Below are 22,798 nucleotides of genomic sequence, written 5' to 3'. Positions count from 1 at the left end.
AATTTTCATGGCGCTTAGTTTCATCAAAAAAGTCTTCACCTTCGGCCGTGAAAAGCCGGCGGAAGAAAAAGCGCCGGAGGTTGTTGCACCGGACGTTGTGGAGGTTGTTCCCGCGCCGGAAGAGCCTGTGATGGACGCTTCTGTTGCGTCCGAGGTCGCCGAACCTGTCGAGCCCCCCTCTGTCCCTTCGGGACCGTTGGGTCGAGCCACGGGTCTCGACCCGTCCTCCGGACCCCACCACGAGGGGGGAGATCGGTTGGAGGATGCCGGGCCTTCTGAGCAAGAACAAGAATCTCTGGAACAAAAACAAGAATTTGACGAGCCGGTAGACGTTTCGGCCGCGCAAGTGCCGGAGACTTCCGAGCCAGCCGCAGACGAAGAAGTTGCCGCCCTATCGGAACAACCTGCCGACTCCGTGGCGGACATTGTGGCAGAGGAGGTCATTTCCGAACCGATCTCCCCCCTTGTGGGGGAGATGTCCGACAGGACAGAGGGGGGTGACGAGGCTCCGCCAAGCTCGGACCTCTCGTCGAAAGATACCGAAACCACCCCTATCCTCCCAAAAGGCTTTGCCACCGCCTCCAGTATCCCGGAAGTAGCTCCCGAAGCGCCCAAGCAAAAACTCTCCTGGTTCCAGCGCCTGCGCGCCGGTCTTGCGCGGACCTCTTCGCAGCTTACCGGCCAGATCACGGCACTGTTTACCAAGCGCAAGCTCGATGATCAGACGCTGCAGGAACTGGAGGATCTGTTGATCCAGGCCGATCTCGGCGTCGAGACGGCGATGCGGGTGACCGACACGCTGGCCTCGGAGCGCTACGGCAAGGACGTGACCGGTGAGGATGTCAGCCGGATCATGGCGCAGGAAATCGCCAAGGTGCTGAAGCCAGTCGCCAAGCCGTTGCAGCTCGATCTCAGCCACAAGCCGCATGTCATCCTCGTCGTCGGCGTCAACGGCACCGGCAAGACGACGACCATCGGCAAGCTGGCGTCGAAGCTGTCGGGCGCCGGGCTCAAGGTTATGGTCGCCGCCGGCGATACGTTCCGCGCCGCCGCCATCGAGCAGCTGAAGATCTGGGCCGACCGCACCAAATCGGAATTCATCGGCACCAAGCTCGGGGCCGACGCCGCCGGCCTTGCCTTCGATGCCTTCCAGCAGGCCAAGGCCAACAAGAGCGATGTGCTGATCATCGACACCGCCGGCCGGCTGCAGAACAAGACGGAGCTGATGGCGGAGCTGGAAAAGATCGTCCGCGTGCTCGGCAAGCTCGATCCGGATGCGCCGCATACCGTGTTGCAGACGCTGGATGCGACCACCGGTCAGAACGCGCTGAATCAGGTGGAGATTTTCCGCAACGTCGCAGGTGTGAACGGCCTGATCATGACCAAGCTTGACGGCACGGCGCGCGGCGGCATTCTGGTGGCGATTTCGGCCAAGCATAAGCTGCCCGTCTATTTCATCGGTGTCGGCGAAGGTGTAGACGATCTCGAGCCCTTCGAGGCCGAGGAATTCGCCCAGGCTATTGCCGGGATCAATCCCGGAAACGGCCAATGAGCGACAAGACCAAACTCGACGATAATGAAAGTGCCGCAATGACGACCAGTGACCGTGACCTCGCCCCAAGTGCCGCCGACAAGCATCATCCGCTGTTGAAGCTGGTGCTGGAACTCGGGCCGTTGCTGGTGTTCTTCTTCGCCAATCTGCGCGGCGAATGGCTGGTGCAGCAGTTTCCGGCGTTATCCGCTCTTGGCGGTCCGCTCTTCGTTGCGACGGGGCTGTTCATGGTGGCGACGGCGCTGTCTCTCATCGTCTCGAAGATCATGCTCGGCCATCTGCCGCTGATGCCCTTCGTCTCCGGGATCGTCGTCCTCATCTTCGGGGCGCTCGGCATCTATTTGCAGAGCGAAATCTTCATCAAGATGAAGCCGACCATCGTCAACGCCCTGTTCGGCGTGGTGCTGCTCGGCGGCCTCGCCTTCGGCAAGTCGCTGCTCGGCTATGTCTTCAATGCTGCTTTCCAGCTCGACGCCGAAGGCTGGCGCAAGCTCACGCTTCGCTGGGGGCTCTTCTTCCTGGTTCTTGCCGTGCTCAACGAAGTCGTCTGGCGCTTGTCGAATTGGTACTACCTGCCCGACGTCAAGGCAGCGGACAATCTCTGGGTGAACTTCAAGGTCTGGGGCACGATGCCGATCACCATCCTCTTCACGCTGTCGCAGATGCCGCTGATCATGAAGCACACGATCGAACCGCCGGCGGAGACCGAATGATGGCCACGCTCTCCGAGACCGAGAATCGTTACCAGCGGCAGAGTTTCTGGTTCATCGCCTGCGGCCTGGTCCTGCTCGTGCAGATCGTCGCGGAATATATGATGGGCCGGGTGCCGATCTGCACCTGCGGCTATGTCAAGCTCTTCGAACCCGCGGTCAATTCCAGCGGCAATTCGCAGCACATGGCCGACTGGTACACGCCGTCGCATATCATCCACGGCTTCCTGTTCTTCGGGCTGACCCATCTGATCATGCGCCGCAAGCCGCTTTCCATGCGCCTGTTCGTCGCCATGCTGATCGAATCCGGCTGGGAGCTGCTCGAGAACTCGCCCATTATCATCGACCGCTACCGTGCCGCGACGATCTCACTCAATTATGTCGGCGACAGCATTTTGAACTCGGCGATGGACGCGGTGTTCATGGTCGTCGGCTTCCTGTTTGCCTGGCGGGCGCCGGTGGCGCTGACCATCGTGATCGCCATCTTCTTCGAGCTTTTGACCGGCTGGCTCATCCGCGACAATCTCACGCTGAATGTCATCATGCTGGTTTGGCCGATCGACGCGATCAAGACCTGGCAGGGCGGGCTTTAAGAGGATTTTGAAGCTGGCCTTGTGGCCACCTCGTGGTTCGAGGCCTTGTTCCCTACGCTATCGCTTCGGCAACAAGGCACCTCACCATGAGGTGGGGCGTGCCCCCGTTGTATATCAGCAGCGAAGATCAGCCCTCATGGTGAGGTGCGGAGGCCCGTAGGGCTGGAGCCTCGAACCACTAGGGCGGGTGGTTACGCCCCCGGCTTCCCCAGCGCCTTTTCCATGGCCGGATACAGCCCTTCCTTCAGGCTGGTGGCCGTGAAAGGTCCGACCTGCTTGTAGAGGATCGTGCCGTCGGGGGCGACGAGGTAGGATTCGGGGATGCCGTAGACGCCCCAGTCGATCGCGGCCGAGCCATTCGGATCGATGCCGATGGCAGTATAGGGATTGCCCAGCTCGCCGAGGAAACGCAGGGCGTTTTCGCTGGTGTCCTTGTAGTTGATGGCGACGATGTTCAGGCGGCCATCCTGGGCGAGCTGCTTCAGGACGGGATGTTCCTCGCGGCAGGGGATGCACCAGGAGGCGAAGACGTTGACGAGCGTCAGCTTGCCCTTGATGGCGCTGTCGGTCAGCGGCGGCAGATTGGAGCCGTCAAGCGGCGCCATCGCCAGTGCCGGTGCTTTCGTGCCGATCAGGGCGGAAGGGATGGCGGAAATATCGGTGCCGTGGACTTCCTGATCATACATCACCTTGCCCACGGCGAGCGCAATGCAGGCAAAGACGACAAGCGGAATGAGCGCCATCAGATAGCGCGCGGTGCCGCCCGATTTCGGCTCGCCGCTTTTCCCGGTTTCGATGCTCATTGCGCCTTGTCCTTCGGCGCGCTTTGTGACCGGCGGCGGATGCCGGAGGCTTCGAGCACTGCCATTTCCTTGCGGCGCAGACGGCCGTCGATCCATGTCCAGGCGATGACGGCAACGATCATGGCGGCGGCGAAGCCGTAGGAGCCGTAGACGTAGAAGGGATGGGTCATGCTAATCCTCGCGGGCGGCCATGCGCGCGGCGATACGGCGCTGCGCGGCGATGCGGCGTCGCCAGATCTCGTTACGGATCGCCATCAGGTGCAGCGTGAAGAACAGCAGCGTGAAGGCAAGCGCCATGGTGAAGAGCGGCCAGAGAAATTCCGCATCGATGGCGGGGCCGTCCATGCGCATGAGGCTTTCCGACTGATGCAGCGTGTTCCACCAGTCGACCGAGAACTTGATGATCGGAATGTTGATGAAGCCGACGAGGATCAGCACGGCGGTGACGCGTGCAGCCTTCGACGGATCGTCCATGGCGCGGTTCAGCGCGATCAGGCCGAGATACATCAGGAAGAGAATGAAAACAGAGGTCAGCCGGGCGTCCCAGACCCAATAGGTGCCCCACATCGGCTTGCCCCAGAGCGAGCCGGTAACGAGCGCAATGAGGGTAAAGGCTGCGCCGAGGAGGGCTGCGGCCCTGGCCGAGACATCGGCGAGTGGATGACGCCAGACCAGCGTGCCGATCGCCGACAGGCTCATGATCGTGTAGCACATCATCGACAACCAGGCGGCCGGTACATGGATATACATGATGCGGACGGTATCGCCCTGCTGGTAATCGCCTTCGGTCGAAAACGAAAGATAGAGGCCGATCACGAAGAGGATGGCGGTGATCGCCGCCAGCCACGGGATCAGACGCGCCGACAACGCCAGAAACCGGGTCGGATTGGCGAGGTCGGAAAATCGGCTGATCGCAGGGCTGATATCGCTCATGCGATTTGTTTAACCCGATATGCTTTTGACGGCAATCGACCGGATCGCCTGAGATCGATCAATCCGTCGTGTTGCGCAACGCGATTGCCGCCGCCGCCGGGCCGAGCACGGCGAAGAACAAGGTGAGCGCTATCAGGATCAGGAACGGCGGCAGGAAGGGCTGCGGACCTTCGACGGCGGCATAGGTGGCGCTGACGCCGAAGATCAGCACGGGAATGGCAAGCGGCAGCACCAGGATCGACACCAGCAAGCCGCCGCGCGGCAAGGCGACGGCAACGGCAGCGCCGACCGCGCCGATGAAGGTGATCGCCGGTGTGCCAACGAGGAGGGTCAGGGCCGTCGCGCCGATCGCCGTTTCGTTCATATTCATGAAGAGACCGAGCAGCGGCGAGGCGATCACCAGCGGCAGGCCGGTCGCCACCCAATGGGCGGCGCATTTGGTCAGTACCGTCAGCACCAGCGGCGTTTCCTGCATCACCAGCAGATCGAGGGAGCCATCGTCGCGCTCGGCCTGGAACAGGCGGTCGAGGCCAAGCAGGGCGGAGAGCAGCGCGCCGATCCAGACGATGGCCGGGCCGATGCGCGACAGCAGCTTGAGGTCGGGGCCGACGCCGAAGGGAATGACGGCGACGACTGTCAGGAAGAAGAGAATGCCGATGAGCGCGCCACCGCCGGCGCGGACCGAGAGTTTGAGGTCGCGGAGGAAGAGGGCGGTCATGCGGCGAACTCCTTGATTTTATTATCGACGGAGGTCGCGGCTTTGCCCCTCACCCTAGCCCTCTCCCCGCAGGCGGGAAGAGGGGACGATGGAGCCAACCAAGCCCCTTCGCCCCGTGAAACGGGGAGAAGGTGGACTTGAGCGGTTACGCTTCGCGAAACCGAGAAAGGACGGATGAGGGGCCAGGTGGGACGTATGGTCATCCCCAAACCCCTTCATTCACCCCGGCAAACGCCGTCATCCGCATCTCCCGCGCATTCGCAAGTCCCAGCGGCTGATGCGTCGCCGCAAGCACGATCCCGCCCGCCGTCTGATGCGAGGATATCAGCTCCGCAAGCAGCCGGTCCGCTGCCGTATCCAGCGCCGCCGTGGGTTCGTCGAGGATCCAGATCGGGCGATAGGCGACCAGCAGCTTGGCGAAGGCGATCCGCCGTTGCTGGCCGGCGGAGAGGTAGCCGAAGGGGAGGTGGGTGATATCGGCAAGACCGACGGCTTCGGCCGCATCTTCGATGGCAAGACCGGCGCCGCCCTCGATGTCGCCTAGAAACTCCTTCCAGAATGTCAGGTTCTCCGCAACCGTAAGTTCGGATTTCATCGCATTGCGATGGCCGAGATAATGGCTGGCTTCCCCTGGCTGACGATCCGATTCTCCTTGTGAAGCCGTGAGAATCACCCGGCCTTTTTCCGGTCGCAGGAGGCCGGCGACGACACGCAAAAGTGTTGATTTCCCCGAGCCGTTTCGGCCCGTCAGGATCAGGGCCTCGCCGCCGCCCAAGTCAAAGGAAACGTTCGCGAAAATCAGGTCCTCGCCCCGCCTTGCGGCCAGGTTTTCAGCGCTTAGATGCATCAGCTCAGGCTTTCCCCGTTTTCGTTGTCGCAGTGCGAAAAAAATCTCAAATTTTGCGCTCGGCCACTCTGGCAAGTCTTTACGAAATTATCTATAAGACCGGCAACCACGCCAGCGGTCGGCGTGAATTTCATCCTTGCGCCGAACATAAGGTGTTTTGCCTTACGTGCGGACAGCGGAAATGGCCGTACCCGCATCCTGATGTGCATTAAAGTGCATAGGCGTTCGCACGACTGTGTTGGCTATCAGAAACGGGGTATCTCGTGTCTAAATCTCTTGACAGTTTCAATTGTCGGTCCACGCTGACCGTGGGCGGAAAAGACTATGTCTATTTCAGCCTGCCCAAGGCCGAGGCCAATGGTCTGCCCGGCGTTGCCAAGCTTCCCTATTCGATGAAGGTGCTGCTGGAAAACCTGCTGCGCTTCGAAGACGGGCAGACGGTCACCAAGGAACACATCCTTGGCGTTGCCGAGTGGCTCGTCAACAAGGGCACCGTCGAGAACGAAATCGCCTATCGCCCGGCGCGCGTGCTGATGCAGGACTTCACCGGCGTTCCGGCCGTGGTCGATCTCGCCGCCATGCGTGACGCGATGGTGTCGCTCGGTGGCGATCCTGAAAAGATCAACCCGCTCGTTCCCGTCGACCTCGTCATCGACCACTCCGTCATCGTCGACGAATTCGGCACGCCGCAGGCCTTTGCCCGCAACGTCGAGCTGGAATACGAGCGCAACGGCGAGCGCTACCGCTTCCTGAAGTGGGGCCAGCAGGCGTTCAAGAACTTCCGCGTTGTCCCCCCCGGCACCGGCATCTGTCATCAGGTCAACCTCGAATATCTCGGCCAGACCGTCTGGACGAAGGAAGAGGACGGCGAGACGATCGCCTATCCCGACACCTGCGTCGGCACCGATTCGCACACGACCATGATCAATGGTCTCGGCGTTCTCGGCTGGGGCGTCGGCGGTATCGAAGCTGAAGCCGCCATGCTCGGCCAGCCGGTCTCCATGCTGCTGCCGGAAGTCATCGGCTTCAGGCTCACCGGCAAGCTCAAGGAAGGCGTCACCGCGACCGACCTCGTGCTGACCGTCGTGCAGATGCTGCGCAAGAAGGGCGTTGTTTCCAAGTTCGTCGAATTCTTCGGCCCCGGCCTCGACGCGCTGCCGCTCGCCGACCGTGCTACCATCGGCAACATGGGTCCGGAATACGGCGCGACCTGCGGCTTCTTCCCGGTCGACAAGGAAACCTTGAACTATCTCGACATGTCGGGCCGCGCGAAGGATCGTATCGCACTGGTCGAAGCCTATTCGAAGGCGCAGGGCATGTGGCGCGACAACGACGGCGCCGACCTCGTATTCACCGATACGCTGGAACTCGAGCTTAGCGACGTCGTGCCGGCCATGGCTGGCCCGAAGCGTCCGGAAGGCCGTATTCCCCTGGAAAACATCGCCTCCGGTTTCGCCGGCTCGCTGGACACCGAATACAAGAAGCCCGGCCAGCTTTCGAACCGTTATGCGGTCGAAGGCACGGATTTCGATCTCGGTCATGGTGACGTGGCGATCGCCGCCATCACGTCGTGCACCAACACCTCGAACCCGTCGGTGCTGATCGCTGCCGGTCTTCTCGCCCGCAACGCCGTCGCCAAGGGCCTGAAGAGCAAGCCGTGGGTCAAGACCTCGCTCGCGCCTGGATCTCAGGTCGTCGGCGAATATCTCGCCAAGTCCGGCCTGCAGGCCGATCTCGACAAGCTCGGCTTCAACCTGGTCGGCTTCGGCTGCACCACCTGCATCGGCAATTCCGGCCCGCTGCCGGCGCCGATCTCGAAGACGATCAACGACAAGGGCCTGATCGTTTCCGGCGTTCTCTCCGGCAACCGCAACTTCGAAGGCCGCATCTCGCCTGACGTCCAGGCCAACTACCTGGCCTCGCCGCCGCTCGTCGTCGCCTATGCGCTCGCCGGCACGGTGCAGCTCGACCTGACCAGCGAACCGATCGGCGAAGACCAGGACGGCAAGCCGGTGTTCCTCAAGGACATCTGGCCGACCTCGCATGAGATCCAGGAATTCATCCTGAAATACGTCACCCGCGAACTCTACGAATCCAAGTACGCCGACGTCTTCAAGGGCGATGCCAACTGGCAGGCCGTGCAGATTCCTCCGGGCCAGACCTATGCCTGGGACGATAACTCGACCTACGTGCAGAACCCACCTTACTTCGTGGGCATGGGCAAGACCGGCGCCGGCATCTCCGACATCAAGGGCGCCCGCGTTCTCGGCCTCTTCGGCGACAAGATCACCACCGACCACATTTCTCCGGCCGGTTCGATCAAGGCTGCCTCGCCGGCTGGTGCTTACCTCATCGGTCATGGCGTCGGCGTTGCCGACTTCAACCAGTACGGCACGCGTCGCGGCAATCATGAAGTGATGATGCGCGGCACCTTTGCCAACATCCGCATCCGCAACCATATGCTCGGCCCGAACGGCAAGGAAGGTGGCTACACCATCCACTATCCGTCCAAGGAAGAGATGTCGATTTACGATGCGGCCATGCAGTACAAGGCCGAGGGCGTTCCGCTCGTGATCTTCGCCGGTGTCGAATACGGCAACGGCTCGTCGCGCGACTGGGCTGCCAAGGGCACCAACCTGCTCGGCGTGCGCGCCGTCGTCGCCCAGTCCTTCGAGCGTATCCACCGCTCGAACCTGGTCGGCATGGGCGTCATCCCCTTCGTCTTCGAGGACGGCACAACCTGGGCCACCCTCGACCTCAAGGGCGATGAAGTCGTCACGATCGAGGGCCTGGAGCACATCAAGCCGCGCGAGCGCAAGATTGCCAAGGTTACCTATGGCGACGGCACGGTCCGCGACATCCCGATCATCTGCCGTATCGATACGCTGGATGAGGTCGTCTACGTCAACAATGGCGGCATCCTGCAGACGGTTCTGCGCGATCTCGCTGCCTGATCGGCGTTAAAGCCATCTTTAGACGCCGCCGGGGGGTAAGTTTCCCGGCGGCGTCTTGTTTTTCACGCTGATGTGTTCGCTGTGGTGGCCTTGGGCCCTGCCCTCACCCCTTCGTGACTTTTAGTCATCGCGCTTAGCTATTATCTCTTGTTTCAGATTTATCAGGCTTGATGAGAGCTTTACGGATACCCTGGAAAGCGGCAGGCGATTTCAGGGTGCTGTCTTGGCTTTGGCATTCAGCGTCTGAGAAAGAGGTATAACGGCATGCGCCTTCGATTTTCGGTTTCACTTCTGGCAGGCATCGCGCTCGCGAGTTCGCTGCATGCGCAGGAGCTTGCCAAGATCAAGGGGGTTGTCGAGCTTTTTACGTCCCAAGGCTGTTCCTCCTGCCCGCCGGCGGATGCCGCGTTTCGAAAGCTGATCCGGCAGGGTGACGTCGTGGCGCTTGCCTACCATGTCGACTACTGGAACTATCTCGGCTGGAACGACACGATGGCGTCCAAGGACAATACGGCGCGCCAATATGCCTATGCGCGGACGATGGGCCGCAGTGGAGTCTATACACCGCAGGCGATCATCAATGGACGAGACCATATGAGTGGTGCCGACTTCGATGGCATCAATGTCAAGCTCGACGGCTTCCAGCATCAGGGCAAGGGCCTGACGGTCGCGGTGAATGCCGCAATGAAGGGCGATGAGCTGGAGATCAAGATCGGCGCCGGCCAGGGCAAGGCGAATGTGGTCGTTGCCTATTTCGACAAGGAACAGCTTGTTTCGCCGAAGGGTGGTGAAAACAACGGTCAGCAGATCGCCTATCTGCATGCGGTTTCGGATGTCGAAACCGTCGGCATGTGGGATGGCAAGGAGATGAGCGTGGTGCTGCCCGCGAATGTCCTGGACAAGGCGGGCCGGCGCGGCATGGCGGTTCTGCTGCAATCCTCCACGCCCTCGGGCGATCCGGCGGCGATCATCGGCGCCACCGTGCTGACGATCGGCTCCGACGGCTGATCGCTTTCGGCCAGGGCCGAAGAATTCTTTTCTAGTTTAGTGTTTCTACACAATTCCGGACGGAAAACCGCTACGCACTTTTCCTGGAATTGCTTTAGCAGGTCGGAACAAGGTGCGGTGCCCGGCGAGGACGCATTCGGGGCTGGGGTTCGGTCGATGCGCCCCCGGCCGGGCCGTTTGGCGCGGCGGCGCCAAACGGTTACCATAGTTCCGGAAAATGGGGCGTCGTTTTGACTGAAATACGGCGGCGCGGAGATGCTTTTTCCGGGTGCAAAAAATTGTGAGTGGCCGCTGGTCTTGCAATTTGGTGCGGCTGAGGCAAACTGTCATCCTCTTGTCATGACCAGCCCCTGGGGGATTGATGACTGATCAGCCGGATTTGCGACACGGCGAACGCCGTTCCGTCGACACCAATTCTCCCGTCGTCGTCGATCTCAGGGAATACAAACAGAGCAGGGATCCGCTGCCGGTAACCTTCCATCGCAGGGAGCTTGACGCGATTCTGTGGATCTACGGCCGCATGGTCGGCGAGGGCGAGTGGCGCGACTATGCCATCGACCATCTCGGGGACAAGGCGGTCTTTTCCGTCTTCAAGCGCTCCGGAGAACTGCCGCTTTTCCGCATCGAGAAAAATCCGAAGCTCGCCGCCAAGCAGGGTGCCTTTAGCGTGGTGAACACCAACGGTATGATCCTGAAGCGCGGCCATGAGCTGAGCCAGGTGCTGAAGATTTTCGACAAGCAGCTGAAGCTGGTGGAGAAGTAATTTCCATCATCTCGGGCAGTTTGGGCTGCAATCGGCGGCTCGGGACACATGAAAAGCCCCACTGATGAGTGGGGCTTTGCCTGAAGCTTGATCGCGCCAAAATTAGAACTTCAAGCCGACGCCCAGGTTTATCGACTGTTCGGTAAGATCGCTCTTCACGCCCTGCAATTCCTTGCTGCCGAAATCGCTATAGCGGTATTCCGCGCGGGCGAAGATGTTGTTGGTGAAGGCATAGTCGACACCGGTGCCGGCCGTCCAGCCGTTGAAGATGACCTTGCCGTCGCCCGAACCGGGAACGTCGGCGAAGCCGCGAGCGGCGGTCCATCCGGCCGCGCCGTAGATCAGCAGGTTGTCAAAAGCATAGCCGACCCGTCCGCGAACCGCACCAGACCAATCGGTGCCGACGCTGGACGCATTGGCAACGGCCTTGTTGTTCCAGTTGTAGTCGATATTGCCGTCGATGCCGATGACGACCTTGTCGAACTGATAGTTATATCCGAAGAAGTTGCCGAAAAAGCCGCCCTTGAAGTCTTCGGACTGGCTTCCGCTGTTGAACTTGAAGCTGCCCTTGGTGATCGCGCCACCGCCGTGGACACCGAGATAGGGGCCGGACCAGGTGAAGACAGGAGCCGGAGCGGCAACGGCAACAGGCTCCTCGGTCAGATCAGCGGCAACCGCCGAGGTCGAGGCCAATGCGAGCAGGGCGGGAATGAGCAGATATTTCATATATATGTCCTTCTATAATTCATACGTGCCAATGCGATGCCCACGAGCCGCGACGTGCGACCCTGCCTCAATGCGAGGGAAAATGATTCTCTGAACAAGTCGGGAAATCGGCGGTTAGGGGAACGTTATCGCAGCCAAAATAGCGCATCGAATGTTGCGGTGGCTGTTTTAATGTTGGGAAATGTTGCGGGATCGCATCCGATCGCAGTTGGCTCTTCTCCGAGGGAGAAGGGGAGACAGCCTCACTCGCTGAACATCGTCCCCGGATAGGCCGAGGGATCGGGGTCCGTTTCCGCGCCGTCGCCGAGCGCCTTCTGCATTAGCATGGTGTCCAGCCAGCGACCGTGCTTGTAGCCCGTGCCTTTCAGCAGGCCCGTCTCCGTGAAACCGGCGGCGCGGTGAAGGGCGATGGAGGCGGGTGCGGCACCGCCGATGACGGCGATCATCTGGCGAAAGCCGAGAGCTTCGCAAGTCTCCACCAGATTTGCCAGCAGCAGTTTGCCGAGGCCGCGACCACGGGCTTCCGGGGCCAGATAGATCGAATCCTCCACCATCCAGCGATAGGCTGGCCGCGTGCGGAAGGCCGACGCATAGGCATAGCCGAGAAGCTCGCCGCTCTCGTCCTCCGCGGCGATATAGGGATAGGCCTTGTCCCGGATCGCCTGGAAGCGGCTCGCCATCTCCGCCTCGTCCGGCGGGACGATCTCATAGCTCGCCGTGCCGTTGAGAACAGCGTCGCGATAGATCGCGGTGATGCGGGGGAGGTCGTTCGGAGCGGCCTGGCGAAGGCGGAAGGACATTTGGGTCTATTGCCTGATCTGCGGTTTGGAGACGTAGATATAAAATCGCGTGCGCAGCGGCAAGGCAAACAGAAAAGGCGGCCGAAGCCGCCTTTTCAAAGGATCATTCCTGTCGCCGCAATTATCGGCGGTTGCCCATGAACTGCAGCAGGAACATGAAGAGGTTGATGAAGTCGAGGTAGAGCGACAGGGCGCCCATGATCGCCTTGCGGCCGGCAACGGCAACATCGTCGGCTTCATAATACATGCTCTTGATCCGCTGCGTATCGTAGGCGGTCAGGCCCGCGAAGATCAGCACGCCGATCACCGAGATGGCGAACTGCAGGGCGGACGAAGCCAGGAAGATGTTGACCAGCGAGGCGATGATCACGCCGAAGAGGCCCATCATCAGGAATGAACCCATCGCCGACAGATCACGCTTGGTCGTGTAGCCGTAGAGCGACAGCGCGCCGAAGGAGGCGGCGGTCACGAAGAAGGTCTGCACGACGCTCTGGCCGGTGTAGATGATGAAGATCGACGACAGCGACAGGCCCACCAGCGCGGCGTAGACCCAGAAGGTCGCCGTCGCGGCGGCCACGCTCATGCGGTTGATCCTGAAGCTCAGGAAGAACACCATCGCCAACGGCGCTAAGATCACGACCCATTTCAGCGGGCTTGCGTAGATCGCCTGGCCGAAGGCCGTGAGCTGTCCGCCGGAGAAGGAGAGCGAAAATGCGAAATAGGCGGCCAGACCCGTGATCGCCAGACCCAGCGCCATCAGGTTGTAGACCTTGAGCATGTAGGCTCGAAGGCCCTCATCTATCATCGCACCGGTCTGCGCGCCTGCTTGCGGCGTCCGGTTTTGGTAATTGCGAAAGTCAGCCATGTTTTCCTCTTTCAAGCTCCGATATGATTACGGTGTCGGGCGATTTCGTCCCAGGCGCCGCTGCGGAGCTCCAGCATGCCTGCGAAGAATATGAGGCTTTCAGGGCCTTTGCACAAGGCCCAAGCGGCTGGCGCAGGGTTAAATCGATGTAATATCGGGCCGTTTCGCGGCAAGCAGGCGCGGCCCGATCGGGGTTCATAACTCGCGCAGAACGGGCGCCGCCTTCTGGCCGAGCACGCGCCAGGTGCCAATAAGGCCGATACCGACTGTCAGTAGCAGGGCGATGACGAGGGTCGAAAAGGCGACATCCGGCAGGAAGGTAGACGGCAGTTTCATGATGCGGGAGACAACATACCAAGCGGCCGTCGAGCCGGCGAGGAGGGCGAAGACGGCGGTAGCGGCTCCGAGGATCAGATATTCGTAGCTGAAGGCGCGGATCAGCATCGCCCGCGTGGCGCCGAGTGTCTTCAGCACCACCGCGTCGTGCGTGCGTGCGCGGTTTCCCGCCGCCAGCGCGCCGGCAAGCACCAGCACCGAGGCGATCAGCGCGACGGAGGCCGCGGCGCGGATGGCTGTGGCGAGCTGGCCTACCAGCGTGTTGACGATATCGAGCGCATCCTTGACGCGGACGCTGGTGATTGTCGGATAGGTGTTGGTGACGTTTTTCAGGATCGCGGCTTCCTGCGCCGAGGTGGCGGAAGGATCGGTCAGGGTCGCGAGCCAGGCATGCGGCGCGCCCTTGAAGGTGTTGGGCGAGAAGATCATGACGAAGTTGATCGACAGCGATTGCCACTGGATCTTGCGAAAACTGGCGATCTTGGCCGTCACGTTGCGGCCGAGCACGTTGACGGTCAGCTTGTCGCCGAGCTTCAAGCCGAGCGCCTTGCCCTCTTCATCGGAGAAGGAGACCAGCGGTTCGCCGCTATAGTCCTTGCCCCACCATTGTCCCTCCGTGAGGGCGGCGTTCTCCGGCATGGTTTCGGCGTAGGTGATGCCGCGGTCCCCGCGCAGCACCCATTGACCGGCGGGCGGCACGGTCATCTTGGTGACGTCTTCACCGTTGAAGGCGACGATGCGGCCGCGCAGCATCGGCACTTCGACGAGCTTGCCCTCGGGTGCCTGGGCCTGCACGACCTTACGGAAGCCGTCGAGCTCCGAGCCCTGGATGTCGACGAAGAAGAAGTTCGGTGCCTGTTCGCTCATGCGTCCGGTCAGTTCCTGGCGCATGTTGCCGTCGATCAGCGTCAACGTCACCAGCAACGCCAGGCCAAGGCCGAGCGACAGGACGACGGAGGTGGTCAGCGCGCCCGGCCGATGGATGTTGCCGATCGCCAGCCGCAGGGCCGGCGAGTGCACGCGCGGGCTGCGGCGGGCGAGCCATGACAGCAGCGCGGCGACGGCGCGGAGCACGACGAAGGCGGCCGCGATCGAGACGATGAAGACGATGGCGATTCGGCGGTCGTAGGCGGTGTAGATCGCAAGGGCTGCCAGTGCCGCCATCAGCAGGCCGGCAGTCAGCAGATAGGGCCAGCCGGGTAGGCGGCGTGCCTCGAAACCTTGCTCTCGGAAAAGCGCGGTCGCCGGCACTTCGCGGGCGTGGCCGAGCGGCGGAATGGCGAAGGCGAGCGTTGTCAGCAGGCCGAAGAGAGCCGCCATCGCTAGCGGGCCGGGATAGAGTTGCGGCGCGGTGGAGATCGGCAGGAATTCGGCCATGAATTGTGAGGCCAGCATTGGCGCGATGGCGCCGAACACGAGACCGATGGCGACGCCGGCAAGCGCGATCAGGGCGATCTGGATCAGATAGATCATCACCACGACGAAGGCTGGTGCGCCGAGGCACTTGAAGGTGGCAATAGTGGTGCGCTTGGCGTCGAGGAAGGCGCGCACGGCATTGGCAACGCCGACACCGCCAACGATCAGGGCGGTGAGGCCGACCAGCGTCAGGAATTGCGAGAAACGGGTAATGTTGTCCGCAAGCGCCGGGGCGGCCCGGTTGCTGGTCTGGACCGACCAGCCGGCCTGCGGGAAAGCGGCATTGGCGCGGGTGGTGATATCGCGCAGGCCGCTTACGGGATCGTCCATGCGGATCTTGTAGACCTGTTCGACAAGGCTGCCGGTGGTGATCAGCCCGGAAGCTTGCAAGGCCTCGCGGCTGGTGAGGAGCCGCGGGGCGAAACCGAAACCTTCGGAGACCGCGTCCGGCTCCGTCTTCACCGTGCCGGTGATCCGAAGCTTCGTATTGCCGAGCAGAAGCTGGCTGCCGATCTTGAGGTTCAGCCGTTCCAGAAGCAGGGGGGCGAGGACGGCGCCATAGGTCCCGTCCTTGGCGGCAAGCAGCGTTGATAGCGGCTGGTCCGGATCGGCCTCGAAGGTACCATAGAGTGGATAGGCGCCATCGACCGCCTTGACCTGGACCAGTGCCTGGTCAGAGCCATCTGGCAGGCGGGCCATGGAGCGCAGGCCGGTGGATCGGGAGAGCTGGCCGAGGCTTTCGAGATAGGCCAGTTCGTCCGGCTTTGCCTCGCGGTTGTTGAGCTCGAAGCGGACGTCGCCGGCAAGCAGTGACTGGCCCTGGGTCGAGATCGCATCGGTGATCGACTGCGAGACGGAGTTGACGGCGGCAATGGCGCCGGTGCCGAGCGCGATGCAGGCGAGAAAGATATAGAAGCCGCCGAGACCGCCGCGCAATTCGCGCAGCGCCAGGCGGAAGGCAAGTGTGAAGCGTGCGCCTGCCGCCGTCATGCTATTGCCGCCTGGCCGGTTCGCGCACGGGCGCTGTCGCCCTCTATCTCGCCGGAGCGGACACGGATCTGGCGGGAGCAGCGGGCAGCAAGTGCCGGATCGTGAGTGACGAGCAACAGCGTCGTGCCGCGCTCGGCCTGCTGGGCGAATAGCAGGTCGGAGATTTGCCGTCCGGTATCGGTGTCGAGATTGCCGGTTGGCTCGTCGGCGATCAGCAAGGCCGGCGAGGGGGCGAGCGCGCGGGCAATCGCCACGCGCTGCTGTTCGCCGCCCGAAAGCTGGCCGGGATAATGGCTCAGCCGCTCGCCGAGGCCGACGGCCTGCAATTCGCGCCGGGCGATGTCGAAGGCGTCGCGGACATTGGCGAGCTCCAGCGGCACGGCGACGTTTTCCAGCGCTGTCATGTTGGCGATGAGATGGAACGACTGAAAGACGATGCCGATATTGCGGCCGCGGAAATCGGCGACGCGATCTTCGCTCAGGCTATGCAAGGGCGTGTCGCGGATCAATAATTCGCCGCTATCGAGCTTTTCAAGGCCGGCCAGCACCATCAGCAGCGTCGACTTGCCGGAGCCGGAAGGGCCGACGATACCGACGGACTCGCCTTCCGCAACGGTAAGATCGATGCCTTTCAGCACATGGACGGAGGCGGCGGCATTGCCGAGCGTCAAATCCGCCTTCTTCAGCTCGATGATGGTTTTTGCCAATGCGGGACGCCCTATATACATCTGAGACCATGGCGGGCGCGATTTGGCCCGCGCAGCGAATTTAGGGAATGGATCATGAGTTTTAAAGCCACCGCGTTTCACTTCGCTGTCATTGTTGCCGGCCTCTTGTTTGGCGTGGCGAGCGCGGCCGAGGCGCGGACCATCCAATTGGTCGGTTTCGGCGACAGCCTGATGGCCGGCTACCAGCTGCCGCCGGGCGACGGATTTCCGGTCAAGCTGGAGGCGGCGCTGAAGGCAAAGGGGCTGGACGTGACGGTCGCCGATGCCGGCGTGTCCGGCGACACGACGTCGGGTGGGCTATCGCGCATCGACTGGTCGGTGCCGGATGGAACCGACGGCGTGATCCTTGAACTCGGGGCCAATGACGCGCTACGTGGCATTCCGCCGGAGCAGACGGAAAAAAACCTGGACGCCATCATCGCCAGGCTGAAGGAGCGCAACATTCCCGTCTTGCTCGCCGGCATGCTGGCGCCGCCGAATATGGGGCCGGACTATGCGGCGAAATTCAATCCGATCTACCAGCGACTCGCTGATAAATATCAGCTGACGCTCTATCCGTTTTTTCTCGATGGCGTCGCGACGCATGCGGATTTGCAATTGGCCGATGGCATGCATCCGACCTCAAAAGGGGTCGATGTGATGGTGCAGGGCTTCGAGCCCGTCGCTGCCAATTTCATAGGGACGATTGCCGCAGCTGCGAAATAGATGCTTGCACCGGCTGCAATTGCGTGATTCCCTGCTTGTACCTGCAAGAGATTCGGGGAGTGCTCGAAATGCCGAGACTTTTTACCGCCCTCGAAATTCCGCGCAACGCGGCCATGAGCCTTTCGTTGTTGCGCGGCGGTCTTCCCGGCGCCAGGTGGATCGACGTTGAAAATTATCACATCACCCTTCGTTTCATCGGCGATGTCGATGGGCGCACGGCGGATGAGATCGTCGACCGCCTGGACCGGATCGACCGGCCGGAATTCCAGCTTCGGCTGGAAGGTATCGGCTCCTTCGGTTCCAAGAAACCACATTCGGTCTGGGCCGGCGTCACGCAGACGCCTGACATGTACGCCCTGCAAGGCGAGATCGAGCGCATTTGCCAGCGCATCGGCCTGCCGCCGGATCCTCGCAAGTTCACGCCGCATGTGACGCTCGCCCGGCTGAAATCCTCGCGCGTTGACGATGTCGTGCACTATCTTTCCGGCCGTGGCGACTTCCACACCTCGCCGTTCACGGTGGGCCGCTTCGTGCTGCTATCGTCGCGCGAATCGGTCGGTGGGGGTCCCTATCTCACCGAAGAGGTCTTCCCGCTTCATGAGGCCCGCAGCGCTTTCCCCAGTGTGGGAAGCAGTGCGTTGCAGCCAGCCAAGAGCATGGTGTAGACCGCCTCGAAATCCTCGTGGCCGCCATAGTAGGGGTCGGGGATATCCTTGTTGCCGCCCAGCGCCAGGGTATTGAAGAGATGTAGCCTGCCGAGCGCATCGGCAGGCGCGATTTTCTGCAAATTCTTCAAATTGTCTTGATCCATTGCCAGGATCAGGTCGAACCGATCGAAGTCGGCGGCCTTGATGCGGCGTGCGCGCTGGCCGGAAATGTCGATCCCGTGGCCGGCGGCCGCGGCGATCGAGCGGCGGTCCGGCCTTTCGCCCTGATGCCAGCCGCCGGTGCCGGCTGAATCGACCTCGAAAGCGGAGCCGCGACTGGCCTCAGTCGCAAGATGCCGAAAAATGCCCTCGGCAAGCGGTGAGCGACAGATATTGCCGGCGCAAACGAACAGAATTCTGAAGCGGTCCATGATATCCTTCAATCGATCGAGAGGAGTGACCTTGTCATGAAATACGAAAAGCTGGAACCCGGCGCAATCGATGAAACCGTCGCTGGCCTTGACGGCTGGACCTTGGCGGCGGACCGTCTGTCGATTTCGAAGAGCTACAAATTCCGCAATTTCGTTGAGGCTTTCGGTTTCATGACCGAGGCGGCACTGGCGGCGGAGAAATTCAATCATCATCCGGAATGGTTCAATGTCTATTCGCGCGTCGACGTGAAACTGACGACCCATGACGCCAATGGCCTGACCGATCACGATGTCAAGCTGGCCAAGGCGATGGAAAAGGCGGCGGCACGACGGATCGATTGAATCGCGAGGAGCGATCACCATATGTTTATGCGCCCGGAAACAAGGGCTTCGATGGAGTGCGTGGAATGGATGACATCAAGTATGGGGAGATCCTGATGCCTGGTGACGAAGAGACCCAAGATCGACAGGAGAAGTCGGTGCGCGGCAAGTTTTGGCCGACCTTGCGCAAGGCTGCGCGGTATATTCCGTTTTCCCGCGATGTCGTCGCGGCTTTCTACTGCGCGCTCGATACGCAGACGCCGACGCGTGTTCGCGGTGTCCTGCTGGCCGCTCTCGGCTATTTCGTCATGCCGGTCGATATCATCCCGGATTTTTTCGCGGTCATCGGTTTTTCGGATGATGTCGCGGTCCTGACGCTCGCTTTCAGCATGATCAAGGGACATATCCGGCAGGAACATTATGACGCCGCCGACCGGGCCTTGGCCAGCGAGGCCGAGACGGCGAAGACGGCTTGAGTCCCGCCCAGCCGGAAGCGGCGTAAATCCCGCCGGGTTTCCAGACCTTTATCAGGCTCTCCTGATTTTAGAGAGGTCAAATTCTTGCCTGAATCTTTCTGTCATAACTCCATCCCGTAGGATGGTGCTCCGCCATCCGGGTTTTCCAATTCTTCCTGATGCGTTTCAGGCCTGGCGCGGCGCTTGAATTGAAATGGCACAGACTGGGGCACTTAAGGCTCCGTTGACGGTTTGGTAACCTGAATAAAGTCAAAATAGGGCAGCTCATGAGCATAGGCAGGCGTGCGTACTCAAATCGCCTCGAGCTCTGGACCGCAAGAAATCGGCAGGAAACCATGTTTGTAAAAAGCTTCGCAATCGCCCTCTCGCTCGTTCTGGCCGGCACCGGCATTGCCTCCGCGCAGACCAAGAAGCAGGCGCCCGCACAGGCGCCGGCAGCAGCACCGATGGCGCCGACGCGCATCCAGCAATTCGATGCCTGGGGCGCCTATTCCTACCAGTCCGGCGCCGGCAAGGTCTGCTATGTTCTCTCCGTGCCGACGGCCAAGGCCCCGACCAGCGGCATCGATCATGGCGACAATTTCTTCATCGTTTCCCAGCGTCCGGGCCAGAACATCTCCTACGAACCGCAGGCGATGATGGGCTACCCGCTCAAGGACAGCTCCAAGGTCGACGTCGTTATCGACAACAAGACCTTCGTGATGTTCACCAAGGACAAGGCTGCCTGGGTCGAGAACGCCGCGCAGGAACCGGCACTGGTTGCCGCGCTGAAGTCTGGCCATTCGCTGAAGGTCACGGCGACCTCGAAGAAGGGCACCAACACCTCCTACACCTATTCGCTGAAGGGCGTTACCGCGGCGCTCAAGCAGATCGAAAACTGCAAATAAGATCGATGGCCAGTGGATCACGTCAATGTGATCGCTATGCTGCCACGACCGAGACGACAAGGCCGGCCCGTAATGGCCGGCCTTTGCTTTTGAGGGAGAGGGATGACGCGGGCAGAAATTAATGCTAAAGGCCGCGCTAACAGCAGGTGTGCGGCAGTTTCCTGTTCCGCCACCACATGAACCCTCTGATTTCCGTGCCTTGCCCGCATCCGCAGCTTTTGCGGCATCGCCGATGTCAACTGTTGGAATGATCCTATGTCCGCCATCGATGTCATGACCCCATCCAAGCTCAAGCCGATGCCCGTGTCGCAGCCGGTCGAGCTTTCGCCGAAACCGTCGCTGATCGGCCTGACGCGCGAGGAGATGGGGGCGGCTCTCAAGGAGAAGGGCGTCGCCGACAAGCAGGTGAAGATGCGCGTCAGCCAGCTCTGGAACTGGATCTATGTGCGCGGCGTTTCCGATTTTGACGCCATGGCGAATGTCTCCAAGGACATGCGCGAAATGCTGAAGACGCATTTCACCATCGCCCGTCCGGAGATCGTCGAGGAGCAGGTCTCCAACGACGGCACCCGCAAGTGGCTGCTGCGCTTCCCCCCGCGCGGCGCCGGCCGTCCCGTTGAGGTCGAAACCGTCTATATTCCGGAAGAGGGCCGCGGCACGCTCTGTGTTTCCAGCCAGGTCGGCTGTACGCTTACCTGCTCCTTCTGTCACACCGGCACGCAGCGCCTGGTGCGCAACCTGACGGCGGAAGAGATCCTGTCGCAGTTGCTGCTCGCGCGCGACCGGCTCGCCGATTTTCCGGATCGCGAAGCGCCGCAGGGCACGATCATGCCGGCGGAAGGCCGCAAGGTCAGCAACATGGTCATGATGGGCATGGGCGAACCACTCTACAATTTCGAAAGCGTCAAGACCGCGCTGCTGATCGCCTCCGATGGTGACGGCCTGTCGCTGTCGAAGCGGCGCATCACGCTGTCCACCTCCGGCGTCGTGCCGGAAATCTACCGTACTGGCGACGAGATCGGCGTCATGCTGGCAATCTCGCTGCATGCCGTGCGCGATGACCTGCGCGACATGCTGGTGCCGATCAACAAGAAATATCCGCTGAAGGAATTGATGGACGCCTGCCGTGCTTATCCCGGCCTTTCGAACGCACGGCGCATCACTTTCGAATATGTGATGCTGAAGGGCGTCAACGACAGTCTCGAGGATGCCAAGGGGCTGATCCAGCTGCTGAAGGGCATTCCGTCGAAGATCAACCTGATCCCCTTCAATCCCTGGCCGGGCACGAACTACCAGTGTTCGGACTGGGAGCAGATCGAGAAATTCGCCGACTTCATCAACGCGGCTGGTTATGCCTCGCCGATCCGCACGCCGCGCGGCCGCGACATTCTCGCCGCCTGCGGCCAGTTGAAGTCGGATTCGGAGCGCATGCGCAAGACCGAGCGGCTGGCTTTTGAGGCCATGATGATCGCCAATCACGGCGAGGATTGAGATCGATGCTGCTTGGTCTACGCAGGCCGCTGCGGCTCCTGTGGGGCTATCTCGGCGCCTGCGTGATGATGGGTTTCGTGCTGGCCTGCGTCAGCGCATGGACGATGCCGGGGGCGGCCGCTCCCGAGCTGTTCGCGCTCACCGTCGCCTTGACCAAGCTTGCGATGATCGTCAGCATCCTGCCGTCGCTCGTCGTCATTCCGGTTTTCGAATGGCGCGGCATGCGTCGCTGGTACGGCTATGCGATTTATGGCGCCTTGTTGTCGGCGATGGCGTCTGTCTTGATTTCGGGCAGCGTGGAGCGACCGCAGACCCTCAATCTGATCACTATCGTCGTCTGCTTTGCGTTTCTCGGAGCCGCCAGCGCCACCGTCTATTGGTGGATCGCCGGCCGCTTTGCCGGGCGGGCGCTCAACGGGCCTGAGTGAGGAAGATCTTCGCCGCGAAGATCGAAAAGACGCCGGCGAAGGTATAGTCGAGGCCGCGCAGGACGCCGCGATTGTTCTGCAGCCATGACGACAGCTTGTCGGCGGCAAGAACGACGATGATGTTCACCGGCACGCCGACGATAATGAAGAAGAATCCCAGGAATAGCAGCTTGTGCGTGACGGCCGGGTCGCCCGCCGTGACGAACTGCGGCAGGAAGGTCATGAAGAAGATGATGACCTTCGGGTTGAGCAGATTGACCCAGAAGCCGTTGGCGATGTTGGAGAGCGGCGTTCTCCTGGCGGCATCGACCTGCATGACCGACAGGCTGGAGCCGAAGCGGATCGCCTGGATCGCCAGCCACAAAAGATAGGCGGCGCCACCGGTTTTCAGCATGGTGAAGGCAACCGGCGATGCCGTGATCAGCGCCGAGATGCCGAAGGCCACCAGGCATGTGTGGACGACGACGCCGAGGGTGGTGCCGAGGACGACGAAGAGGGCCGCCCTTTTTCCCTGCGCCAAGGCGCGGCTGATCGAGAGCGTCATGTCCGGGCCGGGGGTCATCGCGAGAAGCAGGGTCGCGGCGGTAAAGGCGAGAAGGGTCGACGGGTTGGGCAGGAAATCCATTGGGCAGCTCCGAAAGCCGGATAGGGGATCAGCGTTTTCTATCCG

25 protein-coding genes are annotated in these 22,798 nt (G+C 61.5%); 13 read left to right on the top strand and 12 right to left on the bottom strand.

Annotated features, from left to right (window positions below):
* The first annotated feature begins 7 nt into the window (after positions 1-7).
* From ftsY to EX00_RS30255, 3 genes are read left to right on the top strand one after another with little or no spacing between them, the layout of a single operon-like run.
* Positions 8-1,552 carry a signal recognition particle-docking protein FtsY gene (gene ftsY / locus EX00_RS30265; protein ID WP_047466213.1) on the top strand — a complete coding sequence of 515 codons (1,545 nt, stop codon included), beginning with the start codon at positions 8-10 and terminating at the stop codon, positions 1,550-1,552.
* Complete coding sequence (locus EX00_RS30260) at positions 1,549-2,265, top strand: septation protein A (RefSeq protein WP_047466210.1); 717 nt, start codon at positions 1,549-1,551, stop codon at positions 2,263-2,265. Before ftsY ends, EX00_RS30260 begins: the two co-directional genes overlap by 4 nt.
* On the top strand, positions 2,262-2,855 hold the full coding sequence (locus EX00_RS30255; RefSeq protein WP_047466208.1) for a DUF2585 domain-containing protein: 594 nt from the start codon (positions 2,262-2,264) through the stop codon (positions 2,853-2,855). Before EX00_RS30260 ends, EX00_RS30255 begins: the two co-directional genes overlap by 4 nt.
* 191 nt (positions 2,856-3,046) lie before the next feature.
* Here EX00_RS30255 and EX00_RS30250 read toward each other — a convergent pair whose 3' ends face one another.
* The 5 genes from EX00_RS30250 to ccmA form a co-directional block, all read right to left on the bottom strand.
* The gene (locus tag EX00_RS30250; RefSeq protein ID WP_047466205.1) at positions 3,047-3,658 is read right to left on the bottom strand and encodes a DsbE family thiol:disulfide interchange protein; all 612 of its coding nucleotides are present in this window, start codon (positions 3,656-3,658) and stop codon (positions 3,047-3,049) included.
* Positions 3,655-3,828, bottom strand: coding sequence for a heme exporter protein CcmD (gene ccmD, locus EX00_RS30245; RefSeq protein WP_047466203.1), 174 nt, complete (start codon positions 3,826-3,828; stop codon positions 3,655-3,657). Before ccmD ends, EX00_RS30250 begins: the two co-directional genes overlap by 4 nt.
* Position 3,829: 1 nt before the next feature.
* Positions 3,830-4,591: a heme ABC transporter permease gene (locus EX00_RS30240; protein ID WP_047466202.1), complete on the bottom strand. Its 762-nt coding sequence runs from the start codon at positions 4,589-4,591 to the stop codon at positions 3,830-3,832.
* Between the two features lie 58 nt (positions 4,592-4,649).
* A complete protein-coding gene (gene ccmB, locus EX00_RS30235) occupies positions 4,650-5,309 on the bottom strand; it encodes a heme exporter protein CcmB (RefSeq protein ID WP_047466199.1) in 660 nt (219 codons plus the stop codon).
* A gap of 199 nt (positions 5,310-5,508) precedes the next feature.
* Positions 5,509-6,156, bottom strand: coding sequence for a heme ABC exporter ATP-binding protein CcmA (ccmA, locus tag EX00_RS30230; RefSeq protein ID WP_047466197.1), 648 nt, complete (start codon positions 6,154-6,156; stop codon positions 5,509-5,511).
* A 263-nt stretch (positions 6,157-6,419) separates the two neighbouring features.
* Here ccmA and acnA point away from each other — a divergent pair, with 263 nt between their 5' ends.
* From acnA to EX00_RS30215, 3 genes are all read left to right on the top strand, one after another.
* Positions 6,420-9,110, top strand: coding sequence for an aconitate hydratase AcnA (gene acnA, locus EX00_RS30225; RefSeq protein ID WP_047466194.1), 2,691 nt, complete (start codon positions 6,420-6,422; stop codon positions 9,108-9,110).
* A gap of 264 nt (positions 9,111-9,374) precedes the next feature.
* A complete protein-coding gene (locus EX00_RS30220; protein ID WP_047466193.1) occupies positions 9,375-10,118 on the top strand; it encodes a DUF1223 domain-containing protein in 744 nt (247 codons plus the stop codon).
* Between the two features lie 361 nt (positions 10,119-10,479).
* A complete protein-coding gene (locus EX00_RS30215) occupies positions 10,480-10,881 on the top strand; it encodes a DUF2794 domain-containing protein (protein ID WP_047466191.1) in 402 nt (133 codons plus the stop codon).
* Between the two features lie 102 nt (positions 10,882-10,983).
* On the opposite strand, the gene EX00_RS30210 is transcribed toward EX00_RS30215, so the two are convergent.
* The 5 genes from EX00_RS30210 to EX00_RS30190 form a co-directional block, all read right to left on the bottom strand.
* Complete coding sequence (locus EX00_RS30210; protein ID WP_047466187.1) at positions 10,984-11,607, bottom strand: outer membrane protein; 624 nt, start codon at positions 11,605-11,607, stop codon at positions 10,984-10,986.
* A 242-nt stretch (positions 11,608-11,849) separates the two neighbouring features.
* Positions 11,850-12,407: a GNAT family N-acetyltransferase gene (locus tag EX00_RS30205; RefSeq protein WP_047466184.1), complete on the bottom strand. Its 558-nt coding sequence runs from the start codon at positions 12,405-12,407 to the stop codon at positions 11,850-11,852.
* A 121-nt stretch (positions 12,408-12,528) separates the two neighbouring features.
* Positions 12,529-13,272: a Bax inhibitor-1/YccA family protein gene (locus EX00_RS30200; RefSeq protein ID WP_047466182.1), complete on the bottom strand. Its 744-nt coding sequence runs from the start codon at positions 13,270-13,272 to the stop codon at positions 12,529-12,531.
* Between the two features lie 195 nt (positions 13,273-13,467).
* Positions 13,468-16,014: an ABC transporter permease gene (locus EX00_RS30195; RefSeq protein WP_047466179.1), complete on the bottom strand. Its 2,547-nt coding sequence runs from the start codon at positions 16,012-16,014 to the stop codon at positions 13,468-13,470.
* The gene (locus EX00_RS30190; protein WP_047466176.1) at positions 16,011-16,721 is read right to left on the bottom strand and encodes an ABC transporter ATP-binding protein; all 711 of its coding nucleotides are present in this window, start codon (positions 16,719-16,721) and stop codon (positions 16,011-16,013) included. Before EX00_RS30190 ends, EX00_RS30195 begins: the two co-directional genes overlap by 4 nt.
* 75 nt (positions 16,722-16,796) lie before the next feature.
* Between EX00_RS30190 and EX00_RS30185 the strand changes: the two genes are divergently transcribed.
* Both EX00_RS30185 and thpR read left to right on the top strand, forming a co-directional pair.
* Positions 16,797-17,447, top strand: a complete 651-nt coding sequence (locus EX00_RS30185; protein WP_047466174.1) for an arylesterase — start codon at positions 16,797-16,799, stop codon at positions 17,445-17,447.
* A 68-nt stretch (positions 17,448-17,515) separates the two neighbouring features.
* Positions 17,516-18,112: an RNA 2',3'-cyclic phosphodiesterase gene (gene thpR, locus EX00_RS30180; protein ID WP_007693727.1), complete on the top strand. Its 597-nt coding sequence runs from the start codon at positions 17,516-17,518 to the stop codon at positions 18,110-18,112.
* Here the strand turns inward: thpR and EX00_RS30175 are convergent.
* Positions 18,043-18,525, bottom strand: a complete 483-nt coding sequence (locus EX00_RS30175) for a low molecular weight protein-tyrosine-phosphatase (protein WP_047466173.1) — start codon at positions 18,523-18,525, stop codon at positions 18,043-18,045. The genes thpR and EX00_RS30175 overlap by 70 nt on opposite strands.
* Before the next feature lie 36 nt (positions 18,526-18,561).
* Between EX00_RS30175 and EX00_RS30170 the strand changes: the two genes are divergently transcribed.
* The 5 genes from EX00_RS30170 (at position 18,562) to EX00_RS30150 (ending at position 22,128) form a co-directional block, all read left to right on the top strand.
* Entirely contained in the window at positions 18,562-18,867 is a 306-nt protein-coding gene (locus EX00_RS30170; RefSeq protein ID WP_047466171.1) for a 4a-hydroxytetrahydrobiopterin dehydratase, read from the top strand.
* Between the two features lie 65 nt (positions 18,868-18,932).
* Positions 18,933-19,322, top strand: coding sequence for a YkvA family protein (locus EX00_RS30165; RefSeq protein ID WP_047466169.1), 390 nt, complete (start codon positions 18,933-18,935; stop codon positions 19,320-19,322).
* Between the two features lie 335 nt (positions 19,323-19,657).
* Positions 19,658-20,209 carry an invasion associated locus B family protein gene (locus EX00_RS30160; protein ID WP_047466167.1) on the top strand — a complete coding sequence of 184 codons (552 nt, stop codon included), beginning with the start codon at positions 19,658-19,660 and terminating at the stop codon, positions 20,207-20,209.
* 255 nt (positions 20,210-20,464) lie between these two features.
* Positions 20,465-21,700 carry a dual-specificity RNA methyltransferase RlmN gene (rlmN, locus tag EX00_RS30155; protein WP_047466164.1) on the top strand — a complete coding sequence of 412 codons (1,236 nt, stop codon included), beginning with the start codon at positions 20,465-20,467 and terminating at the stop codon, positions 21,698-21,700.
* A gap of 5 nt (positions 21,701-21,705) precedes the next feature.
* Entirely contained in the window at positions 21,706-22,128 is a 423-nt protein-coding gene (locus tag EX00_RS30150) for a hypothetical protein (protein ID WP_047466162.1), read from the top strand.
* Here EX00_RS30150 and EX00_RS30145 read toward each other — a convergent pair.
* On the bottom strand, positions 22,112-22,753 hold the full coding sequence (locus EX00_RS30145; protein WP_047466159.1) for a LysE family translocator: 642 nt from the start codon (positions 22,751-22,753) through the stop codon (positions 22,112-22,114). The two genes, EX00_RS30150 and EX00_RS30145, sit on opposite strands and share 17 nt — an antisense overlap.
* Positions 22,754-22,798 lie beyond the last annotated feature (45 nt).

It is taken from the genome of Martinezella rhizogenes (assembly GCF_000799715.1).
Classification (GTDB): Bacteria; Pseudomonadota; Alphaproteobacteria; order Rhizobiales; family Rhizobiaceae; genus Rhizobium; species Rhizobium rhizogenes_C.
Note: the sequence above shows the minus strand (reverse complement) of the source record. Positions and strands in the feature narration are given on the sequence as shown.

Bases quoted from the DNA above. Each gene is read 5' to 3' on its own strand.
- EX00_RS30205 (WP_047466184.1), bottom strand. From the start codon at position 12,407: ATGTCCTTCCGCCTTCGCCAGGCCGCTCCGAACGACCTCCCCCGCATC.
- EX00_RS30255 (WP_047466208.1), top strand. From the start codon at position 2,262: ATGATGGCCACGCTCTCCGAGACCGAGAATCGTTACCAGCGGCAGAGT.
- EX00_RS30220 (WP_047466193.1), top strand. From the start codon at position 9,375: ATGCGCCTTCGATTTTCGGTTTCACTTCTGGCAGGCATCGCGCTCGCG.
- EX00_RS30145 (WP_047466159.1), bottom strand. From the start codon at position 22,753: ATGGATTTCCTGCCCAACCCGTCGACCCTTCTCGCCTTTACCGCCGCG.
- EX00_RS30200 (WP_047466182.1), bottom strand. From the start codon at position 13,272: ATGGCTGACTTTCGCAATTACCAAAACCGGACGCCGCAAGCAGGCGCG.
- EX00_RS30210 (WP_047466187.1), bottom strand. From the start codon at position 11,607: ATGAAATATCTGCTCATTCCCGCCCTGCTCGCATTGGCCTCGACCTCG.
- EX00_RS30260 (WP_047466210.1), top strand. From the start codon at position 1,549: ATGAGCGACAAGACCAAACTCGACGATAATGAAAGTGCCGCAATGACG.
- EX00_RS30215 (WP_047466191.1), top strand. From the start codon at position 10,480: ATGACTGATCAGCCGGATTTGCGACACGGCGAACGCCGTTCCGTCGAC.
- ccmD (WP_047466203.1), bottom strand. From the start codon at position 3,828: ATGACCCATCCCTTCTACGTCTACGGCTCCTACGGCTTCGCCGCCGCC.
- EX00_RS30195 (WP_047466179.1), bottom strand. From the start codon at position 16,014: ATGACGGCGGCAGGCGCACGCTTCACACTTGCCTTCCGCCTGGCGCTG.
- ftsY (WP_047466213.1), top strand. From the start codon at position 8: ATGGCGCTTAGTTTCATCAAAAAAGTCTTCACCTTCGGCCGTGAAAAG.
- ccmA (WP_047466197.1), bottom strand. From the start codon at position 6,156: ATGCATCTAAGCGCTGAAAACCTGGCCGCAAGGCGGGGCGAGGACCTG.
- EX00_RS30185 (WP_047466174.1), top strand. From the start codon at position 16,797: ATGAGTTTTAAAGCCACCGCGTTTCACTTCGCTGTCATTGTTGCCGGC.
- ccmB (WP_047466199.1), bottom strand. From the start codon at position 5,309: ATGACCGCCCTCTTCCTCCGCGACCTCAAACTCTCGGTCCGCGCCGGC.
- EX00_RS30165 (WP_047466169.1), top strand. From the start codon at position 18,933: ATGGATGACATCAAGTATGGGGAGATCCTGATGCCTGGTGACGAAGAG.
- thpR (WP_007693727.1), top strand. From the start codon at position 17,516: ATGCCGAGACTTTTTACCGCCCTCGAAATTCCGCGCAACGCGGCCATG.
- EX00_RS30160 (WP_047466167.1), top strand. From the start codon at position 19,658: ATGTTTGTAAAAAGCTTCGCAATCGCCCTCTCGCTCGTTCTGGCCGGC.
- rlmN (WP_047466164.1), top strand. From the start codon at position 20,465: ATGTCCGCCATCGATGTCATGACCCCATCCAAGCTCAAGCCGATGCCC.
- EX00_RS30175 (WP_047466173.1), bottom strand. From the start codon at position 18,525: ATGGACCGCTTCAGAATTCTGTTCGTTTGCGCCGGCAATATCTGTCGC.
- EX00_RS30170 (WP_047466171.1), top strand. From the start codon at position 18,562: ATGAAATACGAAAAGCTGGAACCCGGCGCAATCGATGAAACCGTCGCT.
- EX00_RS30150 (WP_047466162.1), top strand. From the start codon at position 21,706: ATGCTGCTTGGTCTACGCAGGCCGCTGCGGCTCCTGTGGGGCTATCTC.
- EX00_RS30250 (WP_047466205.1), bottom strand. From the start codon at position 3,658: ATGAGCATCGAAACCGGGAAAAGCGGCGAGCCGAAATCGGGCGGCACC.
- EX00_RS30240 (WP_047466202.1), bottom strand. From the start codon at position 4,591: ATGAGCGATATCAGCCCTGCGATCAGCCGATTTTCCGACCTCGCCAAT.